Source organism: Qipengyuania aestuarii, assembly GCF_019711535.1.
Lineage (GTDB): Bacteria > Pseudomonadota > Alphaproteobacteria > Sphingomonadales > Sphingomonadaceae > Qipengyuania > Qipengyuania aestuarii.
Genome location: NZ_JAIGNP010000002.1, coordinates 877,402 through 903,614 on the forward strand (window position 1 = coordinate 877,402; position 26,213 = coordinate 903,614).

At 58.4% G+C, this 26,213-nt stretch carries 28 protein-coding genes and 2 tRNA genes; 20 read left to right on the forward strand and 10 right to left on the reverse strand.

What is annotated here, in order from left to right; genetic code table 11:
* Positions 1-56 precede the first annotated feature (56 nt).
* The 4 genes from K3175_RS09385 (at position 57) to K3175_RS09400 (ending at position 4,191) form a co-directional block, all read left to right on the forward strand.
* A complete protein-coding gene (locus K3175_RS09385) occupies positions 57-1,376 on the forward strand; it encodes a 3-methyl-2-oxobutanoate dehydrogenase (2-methylpropanoyl-transferring) subunit alpha (protein WP_221543074.1) in 1,320 nt (439 codons plus the stop codon).
* On the forward strand, positions 1,373-2,434 hold the full coding sequence (locus K3175_RS09390; RefSeq protein WP_221543075.1) for an alpha-ketoacid dehydrogenase subunit beta: 1,062 nt from the start codon (positions 1,373-1,375) through the stop codon (positions 2,432-2,434). Before K3175_RS09385 ends, K3175_RS09390 begins: the two co-directional genes overlap by 4 nt.
* Positions 2,435-2,439: 5 nt before the next feature.
* Entirely contained in the window at positions 2,440-3,759 is a 1,320-nt protein-coding gene (locus K3175_RS09395; protein ID WP_221543076.1) for a dihydrolipoamide acetyltransferase family protein, read from the forward strand.
* Between the two features lie 355 nt (positions 3,760-4,114).
* Positions 4,115-4,191 (forward strand) — tRNA-Asp (locus K3175_RS09400).
* 15 nt (positions 4,192-4,206) lie between these two features.
* Here K3175_RS09400 and K3175_RS09405 read toward each other — a convergent pair.
* The 5 genes from K3175_RS09405 to K3175_RS09425 all read right to left on the reverse strand — a co-directional run bounded on the left by K3175_RS09405 (position 4,207) and on the right by K3175_RS09425 (position 6,579).
* A complete protein-coding gene (locus tag K3175_RS09405) occupies positions 4,207-4,989 on the reverse strand; it encodes a DNA-formamidopyrimidine glycosylase family protein (RefSeq protein ID WP_221543077.1) in 783 nt (260 codons plus the stop codon).
* A gap of 36 nt (positions 4,990-5,025) precedes the next feature.
* Entirely contained in the window at positions 5,026-5,241 is a 216-nt protein-coding gene (locus tag K3175_RS09410) for a DUF2842 domain-containing protein (protein WP_221543078.1), read from the reverse strand.
* Complete coding sequence (locus K3175_RS09415) at positions 5,238-5,810, reverse strand: 5-formyltetrahydrofolate cyclo-ligase (RefSeq protein WP_221543079.1); 573 nt, start codon at positions 5,808-5,810, stop codon at positions 5,238-5,240. The genes K3175_RS09410 and K3175_RS09415 overlap by 4 nt, the downstream gene beginning before the upstream one ends.
* A gap of 272 nt (positions 5,811-6,082) precedes the next feature.
* Positions 6,083-6,400 (reverse strand): cell division protein ZapA, encoded by a 318-nt coding sequence (locus K3175_RS09420; RefSeq protein ID WP_221543080.1) that lies wholly within the window; start codon positions 6,398-6,400, stop codon positions 6,083-6,085.
* Entirely contained in the window at positions 6,397-6,579 is a 183-nt protein-coding gene (locus K3175_RS09425; protein ID WP_221543081.1) for a hypothetical protein, read from the reverse strand. The genes K3175_RS09420 and K3175_RS09425 overlap by 4 nt, the downstream gene beginning before the upstream one ends.
* A gap of 181 nt (positions 6,580-6,760) precedes the next feature.
* Between K3175_RS09425 and tkt the strand changes: the two genes are divergently transcribed.
* From tkt to K3175_RS09445, 4 genes are read left to right on the forward strand one after another with little or no spacing between them, the layout of a single operon-like run.
* Entirely contained in the window at positions 6,761-8,752 is a 1,992-nt protein-coding gene (tkt, locus tag K3175_RS09430; protein WP_221543082.1) for a transketolase, read from the forward strand.
* 15 nt (positions 8,753-8,767) lie between these two features.
* On the forward strand, positions 8,768-9,775 hold the full coding sequence (gene gap / locus K3175_RS09435; RefSeq protein ID WP_221543083.1) for a type I glyceraldehyde-3-phosphate dehydrogenase: 1,008 nt from the start codon (positions 8,768-8,770) through the stop codon (positions 9,773-9,775).
* A gap of 14 nt (positions 9,776-9,789) precedes the next feature.
* The gene (locus K3175_RS09440) at positions 9,790-10,989 is read left to right on the forward strand and encodes a phosphoglycerate kinase (RefSeq protein ID WP_221543084.1); all 1,200 of its coding nucleotides are present in this window, start codon (positions 9,790-9,792) and stop codon (positions 10,987-10,989) included.
* Positions 10,986-11,444 (forward strand): PaaI family thioesterase, encoded by a 459-nt coding sequence (locus K3175_RS09445; RefSeq protein ID WP_221543085.1) that lies wholly within the window; start codon positions 10,986-10,988, stop codon positions 11,442-11,444. The genes K3175_RS09440 and K3175_RS09445 overlap by 4 nt, the downstream gene beginning before the upstream one ends.
* On the opposite strand, the gene K3175_RS09450 is transcribed toward K3175_RS09445, so the two are convergent.
* Positions 11,445-12,323, reverse strand: coding sequence for a flavodoxin family protein (locus tag K3175_RS09450; RefSeq protein WP_247710797.1), 879 nt, complete (start codon positions 12,321-12,323; stop codon positions 11,445-11,447). It abuts the gene before it with no gap.
* A gap of 17 nt (positions 12,324-12,340) precedes the next feature.
* Between K3175_RS09450 and K3175_RS09455 the strand changes: the two genes are divergently transcribed.
* Positions 12,341-13,228 carry a fructose bisphosphate aldolase gene (locus tag K3175_RS09455; RefSeq protein ID WP_221543086.1) on the forward strand — a complete coding sequence of 296 codons (888 nt, stop codon included), beginning with the start codon at positions 12,341-12,343 and terminating at the stop codon, positions 13,226-13,228.
* 17 nt (positions 13,229-13,245) lie between these two features.
* Here the strand turns inward: K3175_RS09455 and K3175_RS09460 are convergent, their stop codons facing one another.
* Positions 13,246-13,638: a hypothetical protein gene (locus K3175_RS09460; RefSeq protein WP_221543087.1), complete on the reverse strand. Its 393-nt coding sequence runs from the start codon at positions 13,636-13,638 to the stop codon at positions 13,246-13,248.
* 79 nt (positions 13,639-13,717) lie between these two features.
* Between K3175_RS09460 and thiE the strand changes: the two genes are divergently transcribed.
* From thiE to K3175_RS09475, 3 genes are read left to right on the forward strand one after another with little or no spacing between them, the layout of a single operon-like run.
* Positions 13,718-14,350: a thiamine phosphate synthase gene (gene thiE, locus K3175_RS09465; RefSeq protein ID WP_221543088.1), complete on the forward strand. Its 633-nt coding sequence runs from the start codon at positions 13,718-13,720 to the stop codon at positions 14,348-14,350.
* A 57-nt stretch (positions 14,351-14,407) separates the two neighbouring features.
* Positions 14,408-15,637, forward strand: coding sequence for a L,D-transpeptidase family protein (locus K3175_RS09470; protein WP_221543089.1), 1,230 nt, complete (start codon positions 14,408-14,410; stop codon positions 15,635-15,637).
* A gap of 17 nt (positions 15,638-15,654) precedes the next feature.
* The gene (locus K3175_RS09475) at positions 15,655-16,359 is read left to right on the forward strand and encodes a M23 family metallopeptidase (protein ID WP_221543090.1); all 705 of its coding nucleotides are present in this window, start codon (positions 15,655-15,657) and stop codon (positions 16,357-16,359) included.
* Between the two features lie 5 nt (positions 16,360-16,364).
* Here K3175_RS09475 and K3175_RS09480 read toward each other — a convergent pair whose 3' ends face one another.
* Positions 16,365-16,727 carry an elongation factor P gene (locus K3175_RS09480; RefSeq protein ID WP_221543091.1) on the reverse strand — a complete coding sequence of 121 codons (363 nt, stop codon included), beginning with the start codon at positions 16,725-16,727 and terminating at the stop codon, positions 16,365-16,367.
* A 139-nt stretch (positions 16,728-16,866) separates the two neighbouring features.
* On the opposite strand from K3175_RS09480, the gene efp reads away from it, so the two are divergent.
* From efp to K3175_RS09510, 6 genes are all read left to right on the forward strand, one after another.
* A complete protein-coding gene (efp, locus tag K3175_RS09485) occupies positions 16,867-17,430 on the forward strand; it encodes an elongation factor P (protein WP_221543209.1) in 564 nt (187 codons plus the stop codon).
* A 23-nt stretch (positions 17,431-17,453) separates the two neighbouring features.
* Entirely contained in the window at positions 17,454-17,807 is a 354-nt protein-coding gene (locus K3175_RS09490) for a hypothetical protein (RefSeq protein ID WP_221543092.1), read from the forward strand.
* Positions 17,808-17,816: 9 nt separating this feature from the next.
* A complete protein-coding gene (locus tag K3175_RS09495) occupies positions 17,817-18,638 on the forward strand; it encodes an inositol monophosphatase family protein (RefSeq protein WP_221543093.1) in 822 nt (273 codons plus the stop codon).
* 41 nt (positions 18,639-18,679) lie between these two features.
* Positions 18,680-18,764, forward strand: a tRNA-Leu gene (locus K3175_RS09500).
* Positions 18,765-18,944: 180 nt separating this feature from the next.
* Complete coding sequence (locus tag K3175_RS09505; RefSeq protein WP_221543094.1) at positions 18,945-20,744, forward strand: SLC13 family permease; 1,800 nt, start codon at positions 18,945-18,947, stop codon at positions 20,742-20,744.
* 124 nt (positions 20,745-20,868) lie between these two features.
* Positions 20,869-22,206, forward strand: coding sequence for an amidohydrolase (locus tag K3175_RS09510; RefSeq protein WP_221543095.1), 1,338 nt, complete (start codon positions 20,869-20,871; stop codon positions 22,204-22,206).
* A gap of 93 nt (positions 22,207-22,299) precedes the next feature.
* Here the strand turns inward: K3175_RS09510 and K3175_RS09515 are convergent, their stop codons facing one another.
* Positions 22,300-22,482, reverse strand: a complete 183-nt coding sequence (locus K3175_RS09515) for a hypothetical protein (RefSeq protein WP_006832439.1) — start codon at positions 22,480-22,482, stop codon at positions 22,300-22,302.
* 22 nt (positions 22,483-22,504) lie between these two features.
* Positions 22,505-24,103, reverse strand: a complete 1,599-nt coding sequence (locus K3175_RS09520) for an isocitrate lyase (protein WP_221543096.1) — start codon at positions 24,101-24,103, stop codon at positions 22,505-22,507.
* A 153-nt stretch (positions 24,104-24,256) separates the two neighbouring features.
* Between K3175_RS09520 and K3175_RS09525 the strand changes: the two genes are divergently transcribed.
* Positions 24,257-25,639: a helix-turn-helix domain-containing protein gene (locus K3175_RS09525; RefSeq protein ID WP_221543097.1), complete on the forward strand. Its 1,383-nt coding sequence runs from the start codon at positions 24,257-24,259 to the stop codon at positions 25,637-25,639.
* Between the two features lie 84 nt (positions 25,640-25,723).
* Positions 25,724-26,020, forward strand: a complete 297-nt coding sequence (locus K3175_RS09530; RefSeq protein WP_221543098.1) for a hypothetical protein — start codon at positions 25,724-25,726, stop codon at positions 26,018-26,020.
* Positions 26,021-26,213: the final 193 nt, after the last annotated feature.

Here is a 26,213-nt window from a genome sequence, read left to right on the forward strand (position 1 = left end):
TTGGTTGTGAAATAAAATAACGCCGAAGAGTAAGATTGCGTCTGGGAGACGATTCTATGGCCGATAGGCCCCAAGACGGAGTGGCTGGTGCCGGAGATAATCGGCCCCGACTTTCGCTCCATGTACCTGAGCCGAAGTTCCGACCTGGTGATGCGGTCGATTTCTCGCATATTGAAGTCTCGGAAGCGGGCGCTCAACCGCGTCCAGATGAAACCACTGATCCCAAGGACATGCTCGATTTTGCGCATGGCCTGATTCGTGTGCTGGGTGAGGATAACAAGGCGCATGGTCCTTGGGATCCAAAGCTTGATCCGGAAACGCTGCGCTCCATGCTAGGCCACATGGCCATGACGCGCGCATTCGACGAGCGCATGTTTCGCGGGCAGCGGCAGGGTAAGACCAGCTTCTACATGAAGTGTACCGGGGAAGAGGCGACCAGTGTGTCAGCGTCTATGGCATTGGCCGCAGATGACATGGTGTTTCCCAGCTATCGCCAGCAGGGCATTCTGATCCAGCGCGGCTATCCGATGATCGAGATGATCAACCAGATTTACTCAAACCGGGGTGACAAGCTCAAAGGCCGCCAGCTGCCGATCATGTACTCCAGCAAGGAGCACAGCTTCTTCACCATCTCGGGCAACCTCGCCACGCAGACCCCGCAGGCGGTGGGCTGGGCGATGGCTAGCGCGATCAAGGGCGATAGTCGGATTGCAGCAACCTGGGTGGGCGAGGGCAGCACAGCCGAAGGCGACTTCCACTCGGCCTGCCTGTTCGCCACAGTCTATAACGCGCCGGTCATCCTCAACGTGGTGAATAACCAGTGGGCGATTTCCAGCTTCAGCGGTTTTGCGGGGGCTGAGCGCGCCACCTTTGCTGCGCGTGGTGTGGGTTACGGGATTGCATCACTGCGCGTCGATGGCAACGATCCGCTTGCCTGTTATGCGGCAGAGCAGTGGGCCGCCAACCGCGCCCGTGCGAATGCGGGGCCGACACTGATCGAATTCTTCAGCTACCGCGCTGAGGGGCATTCGACTTCGGACGATCCGAGCGGCTATCGCAGTGCGCAGGAGCGTGACGAATGGCCGTTGGGCGATCCCGTCATGCGTCTCAAGAACCATCTTATCGAGATCGGCGAATGGGATGAGGAGCGGCAGGAAAAGATGGACCTCGAAGCCGCTGAGCACGTCAAGAAGACCACCAAGGAAGCCGAAGCCAACGGCATCTTGGGCCATGGCCTACATCATCCGTTCCGCACGATGTTTGAAGACGTATTCGAAGAGTTGCCTTGGCATCTCAGAGAGCAAGCCGACCAAGCGATCCATGAACGCGAAACCAAGTTTCCGGAAGGCTTGCCGAACGAAGGGAAGGGCGCATGAGCGAGACCCAGACCAAGATTGCGCCGGATAGCGAAGCGCCAGCAGAACGCCGCCTCAACATGATCGAGGCGATTAATGATGCACTCGACGTGTCGATGAACCGTGACGATAATATCGTCATCATGGGCGAGGATGTGGGCTATTTCGGCGGCGTCTTCCGCTGCACCGCCGGCCTGCAGGAAAAATACGGCAAGACGCGTGTATTCGACACGCCCATTTCCGAATGCGGTATCATCGCAGCTGCCGTGGGGATGGGGGCCTATGGCCTACGTCCGGTTCCGGAAATCCAATTCGCCGATTATATCTATCCCGGTCTCGACCAGCTCATTTCGGAAGCTGCGCGGCTGCGTTATCGTTCGGCCGCGGAATACACCGCGCCGATCACCGTGCGTAGCCCCTTCGGTGGCGGCATCTTCGGTGGCCAGACGCACAGCCAGAGCCCTGAAGCGATCTTCGCTCACGTCTCGGGCTTGAAGACGGTCATTCCGGCAACGCCTTATGACGCCAAAGGCTTGCTGATCAGCGCCATCGAGGACAATGACCCCGTCATTTTCTTCGAGCCGAAGCGGATCTATAATGGGCCGTTTTCCGGCTATTATGATAAGCCGGTGGAGCCGTGGAAGCGCTTCGACGAGAGTTTGGTGCCCGAAGGCCATTATAAAATCCCGCTCGGCAAGGCACGTTATGCGACAACGGGCGACCAGCTGACTATCTTAGCCTATGGCACAATGGTCCATGTGGTCGAAGCGGTCTGCCGCGAGAAGGGCGTTGAGGCCGACATCGTCGACCTGCGTACCATCGTGCCGGTCGACATCGAGACGATCGAAGAATCAGTCAAGAAAACCGGCCGTTGCCTGATCGTACACGAAGCCACGCGGACGGCAGGTTTTGGCGCGGAGCTGTCCGCGCTTGTCACCGAACGCTGCTTCTATCATCTCGAAGCCCCGGTCGAACGCGTGACCGGCTTCGACACACCCTATCCTCATAGTCTCGAATGGGCCTATTTCCCTGGCCCGATCCGCATCGGCGAGGCTCTCGACAAAATCCTCAAGGACTGATTCCCATGGCGAAATTTGTATTCAACATGCCGGATATCGGCGAAGGCATCGCCGAGGCGGAAATCGTCCAGTGGCACAAGAAGGTCGGCGACACGGTCAAGGAAGACGAAGAATTCGTCGACATGATGACCGACAAGGCCACTGTGCCAATGGAAAGCCCAATCGATGGCAAGATTCTCGAGATCGCCGGCGAAGAAGGTGATATGGTCTCGATCGGTTCAATGCTGGTCGTGATCGAGGTCGAGGGCGAAGTGCCCGACGATGTGGCCGAGGAAAATGACGCTGCTGCTGAAGCGGCCCCAGCACCCTCACCAAAAGCAGATGAAGTCGAAGAGCGCATCGAAGTCGAGAATTCGGACGCAAGCGATGCAGACGATGCGATGGCTGCTGACCCAAGTCCACCTCCTGCACCTGCGCCGACTCCAGCTCCCGAGCCAGAACCTGCTCCTGCGCCTTCGTCCAAGGTTCTCGCCACACCCGCGGTGCGCAGGCGCGCCAAGGACCTTGGTGTCGATCTTGCGCAGGTCAAGCCATCCGAGGAAGGCCGCATCCGCCACGGTGATCTCGATCAGTTCCTCTCCTACAATTCGGGCTATGGCGCGGCTGCAAAGACCCGTGAGGACGAGGAGAAGAAGGTCATTGGCATGCGTCGCCGCATTGCCGAAAACATGGCCGCTTCGAAGCGCAACATCCCACATTTCTCATACGTCGAGGAATGTGATGTCACCGATCTCGAAATCCTTCGGGCGCAACTGAATGACGCGCGCGGGGAAAAGCCTAAGCTTACGATCCTTCCATTACTGATTACCGCGATCTGCAAAACCTTGCCGGATTTCCCGATGATCAACGCACGCTACGACGACGAGGCCGGAGTGGTCACGCGTCATGGTGCAGTAAACATGGGTATGGCAGCACAGACAGATGCCGGATTGATGGTGCCGGTCATTAAGAACGCACACGCAAAGAACCTGTGGCAACTCGCTAACGAGATAGCGCGGCTGGCGGATGCGGCGCGAAACGGTACGGCCAAGAAGGATGATATGGAAGGCGGCACACTGACGGTCACTTCTCTCGGTCCGCTTGGAGGCGTTGCCACCACGCCTGTGATCAATCGTCCGGAGGTCGCGATCATCGGGCCAAACCGGATCATCGAGCGGCCCATGTATGTGACAGGGCCGGATGGCGTGGAGCGTATCGAGAAGCGCAAGCTCATGAATATTTCGATCAGCTGCGATCACAGAGTCGTCGATGGCTGGGACGCGGCGAGCTTCGTCCAGGCGCTTAAAAAGCTCTTGGAGAAGCCAGCGCTGATCTTGGTCGATTGATCATCCCATCGGATTGTGAAACTCCCGCTTCGGCGGGAGTTTTTTTATCGTCCGGGGGGGGGCACGCGGAACGATTGAATTGGCCCATGTAGGCCGGTTGAACTGCCTGTCGAGAAAAGAGCGCCCGCTTTTCGTTGTACGACCTGAGACAGCGTACGCGAGCGTCAAAAGCACACCATTCAGCTTAGGCCTCTCCGTCGCCATTTGGGCTACCAAAATGGTAAAAAAGGATAGGAAAACAGATACTTAAGGTGCCGTTGAAAAAAGTGCGAAATATTGGTCGGAAATAGCGTTGACAGGAATCAGAGGCTCCCCTAGATGCGCGTCTCCCAAGGGGCGCTGCAGCGTAGAATGCGCGGGTGTAGCTCAGTTGGTTAGAGTATCGGCCTGTCACGCCGAGGGTCGCGGGTTCGAGTCCCGTCACTCGCGCCACCTTGGGATATTTTCTTACTTTTGATGTTTTTCGCAGAAGTAGGCGGTTCTTCCGCCTACTTTCTTTTTCCGTATTGTGCCTTCACAGCGTCGGCAGTCCGCATCTTCTGAACGATGCCGGATGAGCCAGTTCTCATCCAGGTGCTTATAGTGGGCTTCGACCTTCACCACGGCTTGGAGAACGCTGCGCATGATGGTGAAGATATTCGCTAATTTTTCCTCGCCCAATTCATCGGTCCGGGCCTCCGGATGGATTCCAGCCTGAAATAGAGTTTCGTCGGACCACAAATTGCCGACGCCAGCCATTTTCTGCTGCTTCATGAGCGCAGACTTTATAGCGCTTCGTGTGCTCCCGAATACTTCCAGAAATTCATCCTTTTTGATCGACAGCGCATCGGTGCCCAATTCTTCCTGAGCGATGTAATCTTCGGGGCTGTCGATGACCCGCACATGGCCCAATTTGCGTGGACAGCGGAAGGCGAGCCTGCGGTCTCCTTCGAAGCGGATCAGCAGCTTGGTGTGATCAGGTGGATCTTCGGGAGCATCGAAAGGTACAAGTCGACCAGTCATGCCGAGATGCACTGTCATCCACGGGCCGGTTTTCGATCCTGCGAAGATATTTTTGCCATGCCTTCGGGTCTCGGTAAACTGGTGCCCGATGAGCCTCGCTCGCTCATTGTCTCCGGGGAGCTCGATATAGGACGTGTCGTCGCCAAGCTCGATCGCCTCGATCGTGCGGTTGAGGCACTCGCGCTCAAGTTCAAGGCGTTGGGCTTCGTTTTCGGGTAACTCGGGCATGATGCCGAAACGGTACCGATGCGCCAGCGTTTCCGATTACCGCCAGTTGCCGGTCTCCATCCATTTCAGGAAGCGGCCAAGCGGCAGCAACCAGACCAGTCCAAGCGCAAGATAAACGATGGTCTGAGCCAAGGCGGGCCATGTCCCGATCAGTGCGGGAAGGTACCGTGCAATGACTATACCGTAGACGATGAGAGCCAAAAGAAGAGCGAGCAGCCCCACCGGGATGCGCCAAGTCGGTTCGGTTCTCATGCGAAGGGACCGAAGAGGCGGGTGGGCGTGACTACGGCCCTTAAAGGCTGATCATGTGCTTCAGTCGGAAGAATTTCAGTCAGCTGACAATCCCAAGCCAAGCCTATTGGCCTGGTGCCGGTGTGCGCGGCAAGCCACCGATCGTAATGACCGCCACCCTGGCCAAGGCGGTCGCCGGATTCGGTGAAGCCCAAAAGAGGCACGAAGAGAATATCGGGTATCAAGGCCGGCGCATCGGCAAAAGGTTGCAGCAAGCCAAACGGTCCTACTTCGAGATCCTCCTCATCAAAGGGATCGGAATGCCGTGCGAATTCCATGGTGGAATTCTGCTCGCAAAAACGAGGTAAGGCAATCTCGTGGCCGCGTTCCAGGAAAAACTTCGCGTAAGACTTGGCCGGTGCTTCGAACGGGTTTGCGCGATACAGACCGATCACGGCGCCTTCTGCGATGTGGTCAAGCAGAGGACCCGGCGGCCGGTGAAAGACTAGTGCACGAACGGCGTCTGGAAGTGCAACCACATGGTCGCGGCGGATCTGGCGTAGCCGCTTGCGAAGTTCGTCCTTGGTCAAATGGAGCCTCTGTGGAACGTGAAGATCGCTGCCCCTAGGATACCCCGCTAGGGGCTAAGGGTGTGTTTCGTCGATAAGTGACGGGACCACCATGGGTCGGTGCCGGAAAATCCTCTGACGCCTTCACGTCAGGTGGGCGCCGTATATCCAGAATGCCAGGACGAACCCGCCAGTCCGGTAGGGACAGCTCCCTAGGATTGCTTATAGCCTCAGGGATGTTCATGCGGCTCGTGCCGGGCAGCCCCGCCAACGCCTATTTAGGGTTGCTGTGATCAGCCCTCAAGTCTCGATGCTGCATTTTCCAATGTGGCGGCCAAGCTTTCGAGTTTTTCGGCGACCGAAGAAATGTCGATTTCCACTTTGGGTGGCGGGGCGGGGGCCGCAACTCGTTTGTTGGCTTCGTCCAGTTCATCGGCAAGGAGAATGGCCGCGAACAGTAGATTTTTGGCTTCGTTATTAGAAAGGTTGGCTCCCATCTGAGCCAATTTGGAATCAACCATGCTGGCCAGATGGCGGACGCTGTCTTCCTGGCCGTCAGCACAGGCGATGGTGTAACGACGCCCTCCGACTTCGAGCCTGACGTCGCTCATTTCTCGAGGCTTTCGATCAAGCCGTCGAGCTGTGCAAGGCTGGCAGCAACACGCGATTTCAACTTCTCGTGATTTTCCGAGAGTTTTTCTGAGGCGCGTGCCCGACTTGCTTGTACTTCGATCCTGATGAGCGCTCTCTCGATCCTGTCGATAGCGCCGTTGATGCGTTGCTCGCTCATGGTGGGCCCGAATTAACGATATTCATGGGCTATGGCAAAGGCTTGGTGGCTCCTGTTGATAACTCTTCCAAGCCATCATGGCGTATCGTCCTTAATGGCCTTCGGGTTGACCTGCCGCGACCCTTTCGCGATGGGTGCGCGCGCGTCGAATCGCCCACATATTTGCCGGAGAACCTACCCTATGAGTCTCGACACCGCTCGCATGGTCCAGATGGCCAATGCCATCAGGGCACTTTCCATGGATGCGGTACAGGCTGCAAATTCGGGGCACCCAGGAATGCCTATGGGTATGGCCGATGTGGCTACCGTGCTTTGGAGCGAATTTCTCAAGCATGATCCTGCCGATCCAGCTTGGGCCGACCGTGACCGCTTTGTCTTGTCCGCCGGCCACGGCTCGATGCTCATCTACAGTCTGCTTCACCTCTCAGGCTATGCCCATCCGACCATGGAAGATATTCGTAACTTCCGTCAGCTTGGTAGCCCTTGCGCCGGGCATCCGGAAAACTTCCTGATCGATGGGATCGAATGCACCACGGGCCCCTTGGGACAGGGGCTCGCGATGGCAGTCGGCATGGCCATAGCCGAGCGCAAGCTCAACGCCGATTTCGGAGACGAGCTCGTCGATCACCGTACCTGGGTGATCGCTGGTGACGGCTGCCTAATGGAAGGCATCAATCACGAAGCTATCGGCCTCGCCGGGCATTTGAAGCTGGGTCGGATGAACGTCCTGTGGGACGACAACCAGATTACCATCGACGGTTCCACCGGCCTTTCGACCAGCGAGGACATTAAGTCTCGCTATGAAGCGACGGGTTGGCATGTCGTAAGTTGCAACGGGCACGATTTCGACGATGTTCGCCGTGCTCTGAGCGAAGCGCAGGCCGAAGAGCGTCCATCGCTGGTCGCCTGCCGAACCGTGATCGGGAAAGGCGCGCCCAACAAGCAGGGGACCAGCGCAACGCACGGCGCCGCGCTTGGCGATGATGAGATATCCGCAGCGCGCGAGGAACTCGGTTGGAATTATAAGCCGTTCGAGATCCCTGAGGCGGTCCTGTCCGACTGGCGTGACACGGCGGCCCGCTGCGAGACCGACCACACCGAATGGAAGAACCGTCTTTCAGAACACGGAAAGCGGGATGAATTCGAACGCCGGATGGCGGGCGATTTGCCAACGAACTTCAACCTCGACGATTACATCCAGTCGTTGATGAGTGAGCCGGTGAAGGTCGCGACCCGCAAGGCAAGCGAAATGGCGTTGGAACAGATCAATGGTCGCCTGAGTGAGACCATGGGCGGAAGCGCCGATCTCACCGGCTCGAACAACACCAAAGCGGGCGGGATAGGGCCGTTCACCGCAGACGATTATTCGGGTCGCTATATCTATTACGGCATCCGTGAATTCGGGATGGCGGCGGCCATGAACGGCATGGCGCTTCACGGAGGCGTGATCCCATACGGCGGTACTTTCCTCGTCTTCACCGATTATTGTCGGGGGGCAATCAGGCTTTCGGCGCTGCAGCAGGCGCGGGCGATATACGTGATGACGCACGACAGCATCGGACTGGGGGAAGACGGACCGACCCATCAACCGATCGAGCATGTCCAAAGCTTGCGGATAATTCCAAACCTGTTGGTTATGCGCCCTGCCGATGCGGTCGAGACGGCCGAATGCTGGGAAATTGCGTTGCGCAACAAGGATCGCCCGACAGTGCTGGCGTTGAGTCGCCAGAACCTTCCCCAGGTTCGCAACGCGCCGGACGAAACGGACATGGCGTCTAAGGGGGCGTATCGTCTCAAGAAAGCCGGGAACAAGCGCCGGGTAATTCTCATCGCCACTGGCTCCGAAGTCCATGTCGCGCTTGAGTGCGCCGAAGTCTTGGAAAAGCAGGGCGTGGGCACCGACGTCGTGTCGATGGTCTGCACACAGCTTTTCGACGAGCAGGATGATGCGTATAAGGGCGACATTCTCCCTAACGTTGATCCCGCCGAAATCCTGCGCGTTAGCATCGAGGCCGGGACTACCTTTGGCTGGGAACGCTATACGATGGCAAATGGTCTCAACATTGGCATCGACAGGTTTGGGGCTTCTGCTCCCGCAGAGGATCTTTTCGAGAAATTCGGTATCACGGCGGACGCGATCGTGCCGCAAATCATGAACAAACTGAACGCTTAAGCAGGAGCTTTTCGCATGGCTACCAAGGTTGCAATCAACGGTTTTGGACGTATCGGACGCCTCGTGGCACGCGCCATTCTGGAGCGTGACGATCATGATCTCGATTTGGTCTCGATCAACGATCTTGCCGATACCAAGTCGAACGCCTTGCTGTTCCAGTATGACAGCACGCATGGCCGCTTCCCGGGCACGGTCGAGGTCGATGGCGATGCGATTGTCGTCAACGGCAAGTCGATCAAGGTCACCAGCGAACGCGATCCGGGCAATCTGCCGCACGGAGAAATGGGCATCGATATCGTGCTTGAATGCACCGGCTTTTTCCAGAGTCATGAGCAGGCCGAACCGCATCTCAAGGCAGGCGCAAAGCGCGTGCTGATCTCCGCACCTGCAAAGAACGTCTCGGCCACGATCGTCTATGGCGTGAACCATGAAACGCTGACTGCCGATGACGTCATCGTTTCGAATGCCAGCTGCACGACCAACTGCCTTTCGCCCATGGCCAAGGTCCTTCACGACACCGTCGGGATCGAGCGCGGCTTCATGACCACGATCCACAGCTACACCAATGACCAGCGGATGCTCGACCAGATGCATGGCGACATGCGCCGGGCGCGCGGTGGTGCGCAGAACATGATCCCAACCACAACCGGTGCTGCTCGTGCAGTCGGCCTTGTCCTGCCTGAATTGGCAGGTAAGCTCGACGGTTCTTCGGTCCGCGTCCCGACACCCAATGTGAGCCTGGTCGACCTCGTCTTCACGCCCGGCCGCGATACCAGCGCCGAGGAACTGAACGCGGCACTGAAGGAAGCTGCAGAAGGCAAGATGAAGGGCGTGCTGGACTATACGGATCAGCCGCTCGTCAGCAGCGACTTCAACCATTATCCGGCTAGCTCGACCATCGACAGCCTCGAAACCAGCGTGATGGAAGGCAAGCTTGCCCGCGTCGTCAGCTGGTACGACAACGAATGGGGTTTCTCTAATCGCATGATCGACACCGCCGGCGTCATGGCCAAGTTCCTCTAAGGAAAGCTTAGGAAATGAGCAGCTTCAAGACTTTGGATGACCTCGGCGAGGTAACCGGCAAGGTTGCGCTCGTGCGCGTAGATTTGAACCTTCCGATGCAGGAAGGGCGCGCCAGCGATGTCACACGGGTCCAAGCTGCGATGCCGACCATACTTGAACTTGCCGACAAGGGCGCGAAGGTCCTTCTTCTCGCTCATTTCGGTCGTCCGAAAGGCCAGCGCCATTCGACCATGAGCACAAGCATGGTGCAGGGCGATATCGAGCGGGTGCTGGACCGCGAGATCATGTTCATCCCCGAGGTCATGGGGCCTGTCGTCGAACAGAGCGTCGGTATCCTGTCCAACGGTGATATCGGCCTGCTCGACAATGTTCGGTTCTGGCCCGGCGAGGAAGCCAACGATCCGGAATTTGCCAAGGGCATTGCGGCCCATGGTGACTTTTACGTGAACGATGCTTTCTCCGCTGCGCACCGCGCGCATGCATCAACAGAGGGATTGGCGCGTCTTCTTCCAGCTTATGCCGGCCGCGCAATGGAGGCGGAACTCAAGGCTCTGGATGCTGCGCTCGGCAGTCCGCAGCAGCCGGTCGCAGCTGTTGTCGGCGGGGCCAAGGTGTCGACCAAGCTGGACGTGCTCGAGAATCTGGTTGGCAAGGTACAGCACCTGATCATCGGGGGAGGGATGGCCAACACATTCCTCGCTGCGCGCGGCGTGAACGTTGGCAAGTCGCTTTGCGAGCACGACCTCACAGGCACGGCAAACCGCATCATGGATCAGGCAGATCATGCCGGTTGCACTGTGCACCTGCCTTACGATGTCGTTGTCGCAAAGGAATTTGCTGCCAATCCAGCATCCCTGCGGACATGCAACGTCCACGAAGTAGCCGAGGATGAGATGATCCTCGATGTCGGTCCTTTGGCGGTTCAAGCTTTGGGCGATGTTCTCAAGACCTGCCGCACTCTCGTCTGGAATGGCCCGATGGGCGCGTTTGAAACAGAGCCCTTCGATACCGCCACCGTAGCTCTGGCAAAGACCGCTGCTGCACTGACTCAGGACGGTTCGCTCATCTCGGTCGCAGGCGGCGGGGACACGGTTGCTGCTTTGGCGCATGCCGGCGTAAAGGATGACTTCACTTTCGTCTCTACTGCGGGTGGCGCCTTTCTAGAATGGATGGAAGGCAAGAAGCTTCCGGGCGTGGCAGCACTGACCAAATGAGCGAAAACGAAGCGGTTGGCTCCGGTGGTGGACTGACGCCGGTCACGGAGGGCGAATTCGCGGGTTGGTCAGCGTGGAGCGGAGATGCGTTCGAACAGCGCGCGGGCCCATTCTACGAGCGCCGTGACGCGGACGGATCGTACGTTTCTGCTTTCCGTGCAGAAGAGCGCCACATGAACGGTGCCGGTTTCATGCATGGTGGCTGCCTGATGACATTCGCTGACAGTGCGCTGTTCACAATCGCGGCGGATGCTCTGGCAGGCTCGCACGGCGTTACGATGCATCTGGCGGGTGACTTTCTCGATCCGGCGCGCTGCGGCCAGCTTATCGAAGCGCGAGGCGAAGTCGTTCGCGCCGGCGGAAAAACAATTTACGTCGTCGGTAAAATTACTGCGAACGACAGACCTGTACTCAGCTTCAATGGAATTATCCGGAAGATTAATCGCCGGGACTGATCAGCGATATTCCGGATTGGGTGCATCGAAACGGCGGCCTTCCTGCCACAAATCGACCGAATTACCCCACGCGGGGATTCCACCGGCATCCTTCAGCATGCGCGCCATGTGCATGAGATTCCAGGTCATGAAAGTGGTATTCCGCCGCGTGAAATCGTTGTCGAAACCAACATAGCCCGCTTTGCCTTCCTGTGGATCGCCGTAGCTTGGGCCAGGCCCGGCTTCTCCTATCCAGCCTGCATCTGCTTGGGGAGGAATGGTATAACCCACGTGCTGAAGGGAATAGAGCACCCCCATTCCGACATGCTTTATCCCATCCTCGTTGCCGGTCACGATGCAGCCGCCCACCTTGCCGTAAAACACATATTGGCCCTGATCGTTCGTCTGTCCTGAATGGCCGTAAAGGCGCTCTATCAGGCGTTGGCAGACACTTGATTTTTCGCCAAGCCAGATCGGCGTCCCGATGACGAGGATGTCGGCTGCTTCAACCTTCCGCCAGATATCCGGCCACTGGTCGCTTTTAGCCCCGTGTTCGGTCATGTCCGGATAGACGCCTGGTGCGACGTCGTGGTCGACCAGCCTGATTTGCTCCAACGAGACTTTATTTTCGACTAGGATCTTTTCGACGACGCCCAGGAGCTTGGCAGTGTGCGAGCCCTGCGGTGTTGGCTTGAGCGTGCAATTGATCGTCAGCGCTTTAAGGTCGGAGAAATCCGTTCCGTTCTCGTTGCAGAGCTTTTGCTGAATTTCATCTAACATACGTCTTTCCTCGTTCTCAGTGAGGATACGATACAGGAAGCGATAAGTTACCAACGGCCTGTTGCGGCTGCGAAAGCGGTTTTGTATGAGCGGCGCATACGAATGCACACTTAGTTTCATGCTATAGGGATTCTCACATGACTTTCGATGAAATGCGCGAGCGTATTGCGTCCGGCCAAGGCTTCATCGCGGCGCTCGATCAGTCCGGCGGGTCAACCCCGAAGGCGCTACGCGGCTACGGCGTAGAGGAAGGCGCCTGGAACGGCGACGATGAGATGTTTGGCCTGATCCATGAGATGCGTCAGCGCATCATTGAGAGCCCCTGTTTCGGAAATGGGAAGGTAATCGGTGCAATCCTGTTCGAAAAAACCATGGACGGCGAGAGCGGCGGCAAGAGCGTCCCCGCTCGGTTGAAGGAACGCGGGATCGTGCCCTTTCTTAAAGTCGACAAGGGACTTGAGGATGAGCGCGATGGGGCGCAGTTGATGAAGGACAATCCAAATCTGGAAAACTTGTGCAAGCGCGCAAAAGATCTTGGCGTCTTCGGAACCAAGATGCGCAGCGTAATCAAATCTGCGAATCCTGTCGGAATCAAAGAAGCAGTGCGTCAGCAATTTGCCGAGGGCGCGCGCATTCTGGCCAGTGGCCTGGTTCCCATGCTGGAGCCGGAATACGATATTACCGCAACGGATCGGGCCGATGGCGAAAAGATCATGCTGGATGCCATTCTCGAAGGCTTGGACGCGCTTCCCGATGATCAGCAGGTCATGCTCAAACTTTCCATTCCAAAGGATGCGGGGCTCTATGCCGATCTGGTGAAGCACCCGAAAGTCTTGCGTGTGGTTGCGCTCTCCGGTGGGTATTCGACCGAGGAAGCTTGTGAGAAGCTGGCCGAAAATCCCGGTATGATTGCCAGTTTCAGCCGGGGACTTCTTCAGGATCTCCGCAAGCAGCAAAGCGATGCTGAATTCGACGGAACGCTTTCAGGCGCAATCGACCAAATTCATGCTGCCAGCGTAGCTTGACCTCAATACGAGCGGTGTCATCGCCGCTCGTATACGAAGCTATAGTCGCCTGCATCGGTCTCGCGCTCGGCCTGCTTTTCCGGCAGACCGGACACGAGCGTATAGGTGCGACCCAAAATCTCATGGGGTTTGCCCAAGGTCATCTCGGCCGTCTGGGCCCAGTGAGTTGACGTGATGCGCGTCGAAACTTTGAGTTCGCCCGCGCGGACACACCGGGCATTCTGCGGGCAGCGACTGTCCTCGGTCACGGCGAGCGGGGTCAGGATCGCGTCGCCCGCCCATACTGATTGTCCTATTTTCACTGGCGTGCCCTGCGCCGCTGCCTCTTGGCCGACGCGCGGTGTGTCAGGAATGATCGCGCAGGAAGCGAGGGGGAGAGCGAAAACCGCGAGGGCTAAAGGTCTGATCATGCCAGTCTCTTAGGCCTGCCTTGTATTGCGCAAATCTGAATGTCGACGAAGTCGTCATCGGAGGGTACGAGGCGGCGCGATGACACAGAAAATTTCGACACAGCTTTATCTTATCTCTCCGTTGGATGTCTCGGGGGGCTTTCCTGAACGTCTCGAACGCGCCCTTGATGAAGGAGAAGGATTGATCACCGCCTTCCAGTTCAGGGTAAAGGGAATGGATCAGCACGAGGCTGCGGCGTTGGCCGAGCCCCTTCAGCAAATATGCGCCGACCGCGAGGTCGCATTCATCGTCAATGATTCGATACCGCTCGCTAAGCGTCTCGGCGCGGACGGAGTGCATCTGGGACAGAGCGATGGCGATCTGACGGAGGCACGGGAAGAACTCGGCAAGGATGCACAGATCGGTGTCACCTGTCACGCCTCCCGCCACTTGGCCATCGAAGCCGGCGAGGCAGGGGCAGACTATGTGGCATTCGGCGCTTTCTTCGACAGCGCGACCAAGCAAACTGAGCATCGGGCAGATCTCGACCTGCTTGAATGGTGGAGCGCGATGGTCGAGATACCATGCGTGGCCATAGGCGGTATCACCCCGTCGAACTGCAGGCCGCTGGTCGATGCTGGCGCAGACTTCCTAGCCGTGTCCGGAGCAGTGTGGTCGGGAGACGAAGTTGCTGCGGTAAAAGCCTTCAAGGAGCAAATCTCGGGGAAGTGAGTTGTGTCTTCTGAAACGGGGCGGGTCGCCTCCCCGAACCCTTCAGGAGAGGACTCCATGCGTAATTTGCTTTTCGTCGCTGTATCGTCGCTCGCGCTCGTCGCCTGCGGATCAAACGGCGCAGACGAGGACACCGATACTCAGGCCACCGCCCAGACGCAGCCAAGCCAAGACTATGGCTACGAGACCTATGACGAAAACAACCTCGCTGACAGCATGGCCTCGAACGACGATGCTTACGGCATGGGCGACTCTGTCGCTTCGGAAGATCAGGACATTCCCGACAGCGAGGAACGGCCGATCATGCAGGCGCAGGTCGTCCTCGACCGTGTTGGCTTCGGCCCGGGCGTAATCGACGGCAAAATGGGCATGAGCACTGAAAACGCGCTCAACGGCTTCCAGGAGGCCAACGACCTAGAGGTGACCGGACAGCTTGATGAGGCGACAAAAACGGCGCTATCCGACTGGGACTCCATCCCAGCGACCCGCGTCGTCACCATTCCCGAGAGTTGGTTCCAAACCGAATATGTCGACATACCGGAGGATCCGGAAGGCAAATCCAAGCTTGATCGGATGGGCTATAAATCCCTCGATGAAAGACTGGCGGAACGTTTTCATACGACTGTAGACGTGCTCAAGATGCTCAATCCCGGTGGCAAGCCCGCCGGGATGAGCGGGGCGTCGGCATCCGAGGCCTCATCGCCGACTTCGAAAAATTCCCCCTCTTCTTCTTCAGCCGAAAAGACCGACTTTTTCACGGCCGGACAGCAGATCCGCGTGCCCAATATCGGAAACGATCGGATCGAAAAGGGACAGATTGAAGATCGCAACTGGCAACAGACGCTTGCCAGCTTGGGCGTTGGCACGGATCAGCCCGAGGTCGATAAAATCGTTGTGAGCAAGGCAGGCAAAACGCTGAAAGCTTACAAGGGCGAAAAGCTGGTGGCTCTCTTCACCGTCAGTTCGGGCTCAAGCCAATTCCCGCTACCCATCGGAGAGTGGGATATCGTCGGGGAAGCCTATAACCCTCCCTACAGCTATGATCCCGAAGTGCTTTCGGGCGGCAAGGAAGATGGCAAAACCTTCAAGCTGCCGCCAGGCCCCAATAGCCCTGTCGGTGTCGTCTGGATCGACCTCTCGAAGGAGCATTACGGTATTCACGGTACGCCCGACCCCGAAACCATCGGCCGTGCGCAGTCGAGCGGTTGTGTACGGCTAACCAACTGGGATGCCGCAAGGCTCGCAGGGATGGTGTCGCAATCGACGCAGGTGATTTTCGAGGCATGAGCAGCTAGGGAAGGCTCATGAACATAATCGACCGCCTTCTGACCATCGTTGTCACCGCCACGATTACCAGCGCGATCTGGATCGTGGCGGGCGGCAGTCTGATTGAAAACGCAACGGGAGAGGGGCAACTCGAAACGACGCGTCCGGCCGACGCTGCTCCAAGTCCGTCCCCCACGAGCAGCGGTGCGGCGGAAGAAGGCACGGAGACCCCGGTTTCCGAACAGGCCCGCAACGCCGCGCCGCTTAATACCGACTTCGCTCAGCCGGTGGACGAGCGCGCGGCTCGCGAGCTGATGATCCCGGTCCTGAACGTCCGCCCGTCAGAATTATCGGACACTTTCACCGACTCGCGGGGCGGCGGTGAGCGGCTGCACGAGGCGATCGACATCATGGCGCCTACGGGTACCAGCGTTGTCGCCGCCGCGCCTGGCGTGGTGGAGAAATTGTTTGAATCCGATGCCGGAGGTCTGACGATTTACGTCCGCTCGAACGACGGGCGTACGATCCATTACTACGCTCATCTCGACAAATATGCCGAGGGATTGAAGGAGGGGCAGAAGGTGCGCCGGGGTCAGCGTCTGGGAGAGGTAGGTTCAAGCGGGAACGCTTCGGCAGATGCGCCGCATCTTCATTTTGCGATCTTGCAAACTACCAAGGATGCTGCGTGGTGGGAACCGGCCAACGCCGTCAACCCTTATCCCTTGCTGAGCCGAAGCAATTGATTGCTCTACCGCGTGAGCGGGCCCGCGCGATGACACCGCATGCGGCCGAGTTTGCCCGCCTTGTTTACTTCCTGCAGCATGCCGCTGGAGATACGCATCATCCTCATGCCCTTCATCGGGCCGCGTGTGAACGTGAGCCTGCGGCCTTCGAGAAGGTAGGTGCCAGCGCCGTGACGCGCCTTGTAGCTTGATGCGCCAGTGATCGAGAAATTCGCGCGCTCGACCTCATTCCAAGCGGAGCCGTCGGCTGAACCGGGCAGCGCACAGACATAATCTCCCTGCGGCAATAACCCCAGGCGCCCCTGCGCTAGCGTCGGCGAAGCGGTCAGAGCCGCGACGGTCATCAAAGCGATGGACAGTTTTTTCATCTCATGGCCTCCGTGAGCGACATAGGAAGAAGAAGGCAAAATTTCCACCGCCTTGCCGAGCGTGTCACCAGGCTGTAAGGCGCGCACCACATGGCTGACCGTCGAAGCGGCAGCGCTCTTTCACATCGAGGCATTTCTCATGAAGATCAGCGGCGTGGACATCCGTCCGGGCAACATCATCGAATACGAAGGCGGCATCTGGAAGGTCGCCAAGATCCAGCACACCCAGCCCGGCAAGGGCGGCGCCTATATGCAGGTCGAAATGAAGAACTTGCAGGATGGCCGTAAGACCAATGTGCGCTTCCGCAGCGCAGATACGGTCGAGAAAGTGCGTCTCGACACCGCTGAATACCAGTTCCTTTATGAAGATGGCGATATGCTCGTCTTCATGGACCAGAGCACGTACGAGCAGATCAATCTGCCTTCGGACCTGCTTGGCGATGCTCGCCCGTTCCTGCAGGACGGTATGCAGGTGAAGCTGGAACTGTGGGAAGAAAAGCCGATATCGGTCGAGCTGCCGCAGCAGGTCGAAGCCGAAATCGTCGAGGCCGATGCCGTGGTCAAGGGGCAGACAGCTTCTTCCAGCTATAAGCCCGCCGTCCTCGATAACGGCGTACGCATCATGGTCCCACCGCATATTGAAAGCGGAACCCGGATCATCGTCGACGTTTACGAGCAGAGCTACGTAGGCAAGGCGAACTGAGGGTCAGGCAAGGAGTCGCTCCCATGGGCAAATCGATCGCAAGTCGGTTCGACAATATCGATATCGAGAAAAGCACCTTGCGCGCTGTCATCATCAATGATGACGAGTTGACGTTGGAGATGGATTTTTGCCTTGACCCGGCGCATCCCGACTACGAAGAACCGGGCGAGGGGGAGGAGTGCTGTTTCCATCCTGGCCTTCTCAAATTCGCCGGGATCAGCAAGCTCCAGCTTGATCGCCGGACCAGTGCCGGCGACGGCATGCAGCGTCGGTTTGCGATCGAGACCTTTCATATCGAGGGCACGAAATTCGACATGGCCTGCGAGTGGGGCGACATCCATCTCCAGGCGCGCTCGATCCGCGTCCTCACCGAATAAGAGATAACAATGGCCGCAATTTCCGGACTGATCCGCGTGATGGAGAAAGCCGCGCGCAAGGCGGGTGCCCGTCTGCGCCGCGACTTCGGTGAAATCGAACATCTCCAGGTAAGCCGCAAGGGTCCTGCAGACTTCGTGTCGAAGGCCGACATGCGCGCTGAACGCGCGATCTATGACGAACTGATTCAAGCGCGCCCTGACTGGGGCTTCGAAATGGAAGAGGCAGGAACAATCGAGGGGGCGGACGGCATGCCCCGCTGGATCGTTGATCCGCTCGATGGGACGAGCAACTTCCTGCACGGCATTCCGCATTTCGCGATCAGCATCGCGGTCCAGGAACGCAAGCTGGGTAGCGACGATTGGGGCGATGTGACCGCTGCTGTGGTTTACAACCCCGTGACCGACGAGACCTTTTGGGCGGAAAAGAGTCGCGGCGCCTGGTTGCACGATGCTCGTCTTCGCGTTTCATCGCGCCGCAATCCGTCGGAGGCCCTTATCGCAACCGGCATTCCCTTCGCGGGGCACGGCGACTTCGCAGAATGGTCGAAGATTTTCAATGCGATCGGTCCGAACGTAGCCGGTATTCGCCGCTTCGGTGCCGCCTCGCTCGATCTCGCATGGCTCGCTGCCGGGCGCTATGACGGTTTCTGGGAAAGCGGGCTGAATGATTGGGACACTGCGGCAGGATGCCTGATTGTGCGTGAAGCCGGCGGTTTCGTCTCCGATTACCGCGGGCGCTCGCAGCCGATTCATTCGAAGCAGGTTCTGGCGGCCAATGACCAGCTGCACTCGAAACTGCATAAAATGCTCGTCAATGCTTTGAAGGCTTGATGCCGCTCCGGAGCGCGGCTAATCCCCGCGCTCCAACACGTGCCTCCGTGGCGGAATTGGTAGACGCGCTCGATTCAAAATCGAGTTTCTTACGAAGTGCCGGTTCGAGTCCGGCCGGGGGTACCACGATCTTTCGAAGGTTAATCATCTCGCTCGCCAGACAGCGGCGCGCGGCGAATCCTATCTTGTGCTAAACAGTTACAATGGGGCTCACCCCTCCCGCAATGACACGGCATCGGATTCGAGCCTGATTAAAGTAGACATTTGCTTGCATTCGCTTCGGCGGTTTGGAACTTCGGATATCGAATGATCGGAATGCCATCATACCACGCTCTGGCCGCAATGGGCGTGACTGTCGCGATGTTCATCGCCTTTGCTCGCGGACGCATGTCGATCGAGATTATCTCGCTGCTGACAATCGCCGTTATCGCGGTCGGACTGTACTTTTTCCCGCTTGATGGACAATCGCCCACGGATGGTCTTGCCATCGCTTTCGGCGGTTTTGGCCATTACGCGCTAATCACGATCTGCGCCCTGATGATCTTGGGCCGAGGGCTGATCGTGACCGGCGCACTCGATCCGGCGGCTCGCTTTCTGGAACGGGTGTTCAAGTTCAACGTGCACGCCGGGCTGCTGCTGTCCCTATTTCTCGCCTTCTTTCTTTCGATGTTCGTCAACAATACGCCCGTGCTGGTGCTGTTGATTCCTATCTTCGTTACGCTTGCGGCGCGCGGAGCCATGCCGGCTTCGAAAACCCTTATGCCTCTCAATGCCGCGTCGCTCATCGGCGGACTGGCCACGACCATCGGGACCTCCACCAATATTCTGGTCGTCTCGATCGCCGTGGACCTGGGGATGCCGATGATGAGCGTCTTCCATTACACCCCGATCGTCTTGGGAGCCGCGGTGGTGGCGCTGCCGTATTTGTGGCTGGTCATGCCCCGAATGTTGAGTGATAATCGTGTTGAGCAGACGCTGGAACAGCGGCGGTTCCACACGCGCCTCCGCGTCACCGAAGACAGCCTCCTGAACGGACGAGAGCTTTCGCAAATCACGTCGCGCCTTCCGGCGGGTATCGAATTTCACGATTTGAAGCCTGGGCTGTTCCGACCGGGGCAAAGGCTGCGGGTCTCGGGCACCCATGTGGCCATTGAAGAAGCCATCGACGTCTTGCGCGGTGAAGCTGCGCCCGGCTGGGTGCTGGAGCGTATCCAGCGGCAGCACGGTGAAACTGGCGACGATATTCAAGTCGTCGAGATGACAGTGACGGCGGATAGCCGTCTCTCCGGTCGCACGCTTCCCACATCGGGCATTGCCGATCTTTACGGGGTCGCGGTGGTCGGCATTCACCGACCCGATACGCTGATCGGCCAGAAGGACGAATTCAGCGACGTCGGGGACATGCGCATCCGCGAGGGCGATGTCCTGTTGGTGATGGGGCTTCAGCAAGATTTGGAAGCCTTTGCCAATGGCGACAGCTTGCTGCAGCTCGAGGGCAAGCGTGAATTGCCGCGGCGGTCCAAGGCCTGGCTTGCGGCGGGCATTATGGCCGGTTCGGTCGCTCTTGCGTCCTTCGGTTTCCTGCCAATCGCCATCGCCGCGCTGGGCGGGGCAATTCTGATGTTCGTGACCGGCTGCGTGAAGTTCGACCGGGTCGGGCGCGCGCTTTCCGCGCAGGTCATCGTGCTGGTAGCCGCCAGTATCGCCATCGGCCGCATAATCGATGAGAGTGGCGCGGCAGCTTGGCTGGGAGAAGCCTTGTCCTATGGCCTTCAGTATCTGCAGCCCGCCTTCGTGCTTGCAGCCATCATGATCTTCGTCACTTTCCTAACCAATTTTGCCTCCAATGCCACGGCTGCAACGGTGGGGACGCCGATCGCCTTTGCCATTGCTTCGCAGCTGGGCCTCCCGGCCGAACCGCTGGTGCTGGCCGTCCTGTTCGGCTGCAATCTCTCCTACGCCACTCCGATTGCCTATCAGACGAACATGCTGATCATGGCGGAAGGAAGCTATCAGTTCGGGGATTACGTTAAGACCGGGGTGCCGCTCGTAATAATTATGGTGGCAGCGCTCTCAATCGGTCTGGTCCTGAGTTACAGCCTCTAGCGCGCTTTCCTAATCGCTTTGGCTCTGCCAGTCTTCGGGATCGAGAGGTGGCGGTTTTGGGCGGGACGATTCCTTCTTCAGGACCGTGCTCCATGTGTTCCATCCTGTAGGAGTTTCCCAGGGCATGTCCTATTTACGTACCTCATTGCTCGCGGCCGCCTGTGCCACGATTGCTGTCACTTCTCCTGCCGCCGCGCAGGACCTCCGCGCCTCTCTGAATGACGACATGCCGGAATTGATGGAGCTATACCGCGATCTCCATGCCAATCCGGAGCTGAGTTTCGAAGAGCATGAGACTGCGGCGAAGCTCGCCAAACGGATGCGTGCTCTCGGCTTCGAGGTTACCGAGGGTGTGGGGCAGACTGGCGTCGTTTCGGTCATGAAGAACGGAGACGGCCCGACCGTCCTTTTGCGCGCCGATATGGACGGACTGCCGGTGGTCGAGCAAACTGGGCTGCCCTATGCGAGTACGGTCACCGCCACTCCGGCAAGCGGTGTCACGACCGGCGTTATGCATGCCTGCGGCCATGATACGCATATGGCGGGCTTCATCGGAGCGGCCCAGCTTCTGGCCGAACGCAAGGACGACTGGCAGGGTACGCTGGTCATGGTACTCCAGCCTGCAGAGGAACTTGGACTAGGCGCGCTAGCCATGCTTGAAGACGGGCTCTACACCCGTTTTCCCAAACCCGATTATGCGCTTGCCTTTCACGACGCAGCCGCTCCTCTTCCGGCAGGGACGATCGGCTACACCTCCGGCTATGCGTTGGCGAATGTCGATAGCGTCGACATTCACGTGAAGGGCGTTGGTGGTCATGGCGCCTATCCTCACACGACCCGCGATCCTATCGTACTCGCAAGCGCAATCGTGATGAAGCTGCAAACGGTGGTAAGCCGCAATTCATCGCCATTGGACCCCGCCGTCATCACCGTCGGTAGCTTCCATTCGGGCGCGAAGCACAACATCATCTCGGACGAAGCCAAACTTCAGCTTACCGTGCGCAGCTATTCGGACGAGAGCCGGAAGCTGCTGCTGGACGGGATCCGCCGCGTCGCCAGAGGTGAGGCGATAACTGCAGGGCTGCCGGAAGAACTTTACCCCGTGGTCACGGTAGAAGATCCCTATACGCCCTCGACCTTCAATGATCCTGATTTCACCGAACGAATGGCGGCAAGTTTCCGCGAAAGGTTCGGTGAAGAAGCGGTCGTTTCGACACCAGCCGTCATGGGCGGCGAGGACTTCAGTCAATTCCGGCGTGCTGCCCCGGAAGATGTGAAAAGCATGATCTTCTGGATCAGCGGTACGCCGGCTGAAATGCTGACTGCCCTGAAGGATGACGGGCAGGCCTTGCCGTCGTTGCATTCGCCATTCTGGGCTCCCGATGCGGAATCCGTGGTGCGCACCGGCGCCGAGGCTCTCGCTAGCGCTGCACTCGACCTGATGCCGGCACAGGGCGGCTAAGACTTGCGAAAATGACGGCCGCCGGAGCGTTTGGGGGTAGCTCCGGCGGCCGCTTCTCCTCCCCAGGAGAACTTGTTCTGGGCTTTCGTTAAATCAGCCGTCCGAGGGGACGTAGGTGCCGAGGCGGTGATGCAAGGCGTTGATTTTCGCCAGCTCCTCGCGGTCTTCGGTCTGGCGGGCATAGCTGGTCAAAGCGGTGCGCAGCAGGCGGAAGTCGGCGGTCGAGAACAGGGCGCGTGCACGGCCGGGCTCAGTCTTTGGGGTGTCTTCGGTCATCGTAGTCATCCTCTTCTCTCCGTTAGGCTGCAGCGAACTGATTCATTGTATTGTCCTTGCCGCCGGCCTTGAGGGCCGCTTCGCCGGCAAAGTATTCCTTGTGGTCATCGCCGATATCGCTGCCAGCCATGTTCTGGTGCTTGACGCAGGCAATACCCTGACGAATTTCTTCACGCTGCACATTCTTGACGTAGCCAAGCATGCCCGCATCGCCGAAGTATTCCTTCGCGAGATTGTCCGTGCTCAGCGCCGCCGTGTGGTAGGTCGGCAGGGTGATCAGATGGTGGAAAATGCCAGCTTCCCGCGCCGCATCCTTCTGAAAGGTGCGGATCCGCTCGTCCGCTTCCTGAGCCAGCTCGGTACCGTCGTAATCCACGCTCATCAGCTTCGCGCGGTCGAAGCCCGACACGTCCTTTCCTTCTGCTTCCCAGGCATCGAACACCTGCTGGCGGAAATTGAGCGTCCAGTTGAAGCTGGGCGAGTTGTTGTAGACCAGCTTGGCATTGGGGATCACTTCGCGGATGCGATTCACCATTCCGCCAATCTGGCCGATGTGCGGCTTCTCGGTCTCGATCCACAGCAGGTCTGCTCCGTTCTGGAGCGCAGTGATGCAGTCGAGCACGCAGCGGTCCTCGCCCGTTCCGGCGCGGAACTGGTAGAGATTGCTGGGCAGGCGCTTGGGTGCCAGCAGCTTGCCGTCGCGGCTGATGAAGACCTGTCCGTTCGTCACGTTAGCCGGATCGACTTCGTCGCAATCGAGGAAGGCATTGTACTGGTCGCCCAGGTCGCCCGGCTCGTTCGAGAAGGCGATCTGCTTGGTCAGACCAGCGCCGAGGCTGTCGGTGCGCGCCACGATGATGCCGTCTGGAACGCCAAGTTCGAGGAATGCATAACGGATTGCGCGGACCTTCTGCAGGAAGTCTTCGTGCGGGACGGTAACCTTACCGTCCTGATGGCCACACTGCTTCTCGTCCGAGACCTGGTTTTCAATCTGCAGCGCGCAGGCGCCAGCCTCGATCATTTTTTTGGCGAGCAAATAGGTTGCCTCGGCATTTCCGAACCCCGCGTCGATATCGGCGATGACCGGCACAACATGGGTCTGGTGCTCGTCGATCTCCTTGAGCAGGCGATGAGTCGCTACCGCATCGCCCTTTTCCTTGGCGTCATCAAGTTCGCGGAACAGTCCGCCCAGCTCACGTGCGTCGGCTTGCTTCAAGAAGGTATAGAGTTCTTCGATCAATGCGGGAACGCTGGTCTTCTCGTGCATCGACTGATCGGGCAGGGGCCCGAATTCGCTGCGCAACGCGGCAACCATCCAACCCGAAAGATAGAGATAGCGGCGCTTGGTACTGCCGAAATGCTTCTTGATCGATATCATCTTTTGCTGAGCGATAAAGCCGTGCCAGCAGCCGAGCGACTGGGTGTAATTCGCCGGATCGGCGTCATAAGCCTCCATGTCCTCACGCATGATTTTCGCCGTGTAGCGTGCGATATCGAGACCAGTGGGGAAACGGTTCTGGACGGCCATGCGCGCTGCGCTGGCAGCATCGACGGCAGCCCAGCTGTCGCCATTCTGGGCGATGGTCTCGTTCATCTTCGCAATGTGGCTCTGGTAGGTCATGATCATCTCCTGTCCGTAAGGCCCGGATGGTGTGGGCTGTTGCAGCGGTAATGGACCTAGCCAGGCGATTCGTGCAGAGAAATTTACAAAATATCTTGTGAGATAATGCGCTTTCCGGCTATTTGGCCTGTAAATATGTAAAGGAATTTACAAATGGCTGATGGTGCCGTTCGCGCCGGCCCCGCCATCAAGCGGCTGCGAAAACGAGATAATCTGACTCAGGCGGCAATGGCCGCGCGTCTGTCCATCTCCCCCAGCTATCTTAATCTAATCGAGCGCAACCAGCGCCCCATAAGCGCGCGCGTCGTCATGGCTCTCGTCGAGCAGTTCGATTTCGACCCGCGCTCGATGCGCGAGGACGAGGCTATTGGGGGGCTCGAAGGCCTTGCCAGGCGGTTCGCCGACGAACGCTTCGCCGATCTCCACATCGACCGCGAGGAACTGGACGAGTTTCTGTCCACCTCCCCACAGGTCGCGGCGGCCTTCGCGCGGCTTTACGATAAGGCGGGACCGGCAGCGGACACGCCCGACGACCCGCTAGATGCTTCGCGCCACGAAATCGAACGTTGGCGCAACCACTTCGCTGATCTCGATCACGCTGCAGAGGACTTAGCCGATGAAATGCGGCTGTCGCGCGGCGATATCGGTCTTGCGCTTACGGAGCGCCTACGCGAGCGGCATCAGTTGTCGGTCCGCATTCTTCCGCGCGAAGTTCTGCCTGAAAGCCTCAGTCGTCTCGATCTACATGCCCGGCAGGTACAGCTTTCGGAGATGCTGGGGCCGGCGTCACGTAACTTTCAGTTGGCTCTTAAAATCGCACAATTGGAAAAACAGGACGAAATCGTCTCCGTGGCTCAAGGGGCTTCATTCGAGAACGAAGCTGCTCGTGCCTTTTTTAAACGACACCTCGACGGTTACTTCGCGGCTGCCTTGTTGATGCCCTACGGTCGCTTCCTGCGCGCCTGCGAGGGAACGGGATACGACCTTCCCGTGCTTGAGCGTCGGTTTTCAGTTAGCTTCGAGCAACTGGCCCACCGTCTCACAACGTTGCAGCGAGTGGGGCAGAGAGGATTGCCATTCTTCATGATCCGGCTGGACCGGGCAGGGCAGTTTTCCAAGAGCTTCATGGGGGCCAGCACCGCTCGCTTTGCCGCAGAGGAAGTATCTTGTCCATTATGGGATGCCCACCGCGCTTTCGAACGTGGCGGCGAATTGCTTACCCAATATGTCAGCCTTGATGATACGGTAGAAGGCCAAGGCGGCTGGCTTACTATGATGCGCAGTGTGGAGGGGAGTGGGGCTCCTGGCCAGGCGCGCTTCGTCGTGGCCGTGGGCGTCGAGGCCGTTCTTGCAACCGAATTGGCGCAGGCCAGAGGCCTTTCGCTGCGCTCCGCCGATGCCCAGCCGATAGGGCCAGGTTGCGCGCGATGCTATCGACTGGGCTGTACCCAGCGATCGTTGCCGCCTCGGGGGCGCAAGCTGCACTTCGACCGGATGCGGCGAGGCACCACGCCGTTCGAATTCGGTGAGCGCTGATAATCGCGTTAACCCTCTTTGTCCGGAACCGGCTGAACGATTGCCGCGTTTTCGTCACAATTCAGATTCGAGGAAGGCAATGCAATGACTGAAGAACGGATTACCGAGACGACTGACAGAGCCGGCAATACTCATACCACACACACGGTCGTGACCGATGGGGAAGGCCGCAAAAGCAGCGGGACTTCCTGGGGTTTGCTGATCATCCTTGCAGTAGTCGCAATTGCAGCAGTGCTTATTTTTTCGCAGATGAGGGGGGCTGAAGTTGCCAAGGATAACGCTGTCGCAGGTGCGGCAGATCAGGTCGGCGAGGCAGCAGGACAGGTCGGAGATGCCGCACAAAACGCCGGTAATGCTGTGCAGGACGCAGTTGAAAACTAAAACATTCACTCCAGCGAATTGACGAGATGTGACGCCTGCGCAGTTAGGCGTCACTTTTTACCTAGAACAAAGTGTAAAGTTTACCGACAATTCAGAATTTATCAGCCATAACCCGTTCTGTCGTTGAGAAAGACAAATGGGATATGCCGGTCAAATGTCCGTAGCCAAAATGATTGAGCCGAAAGCTCTTTCC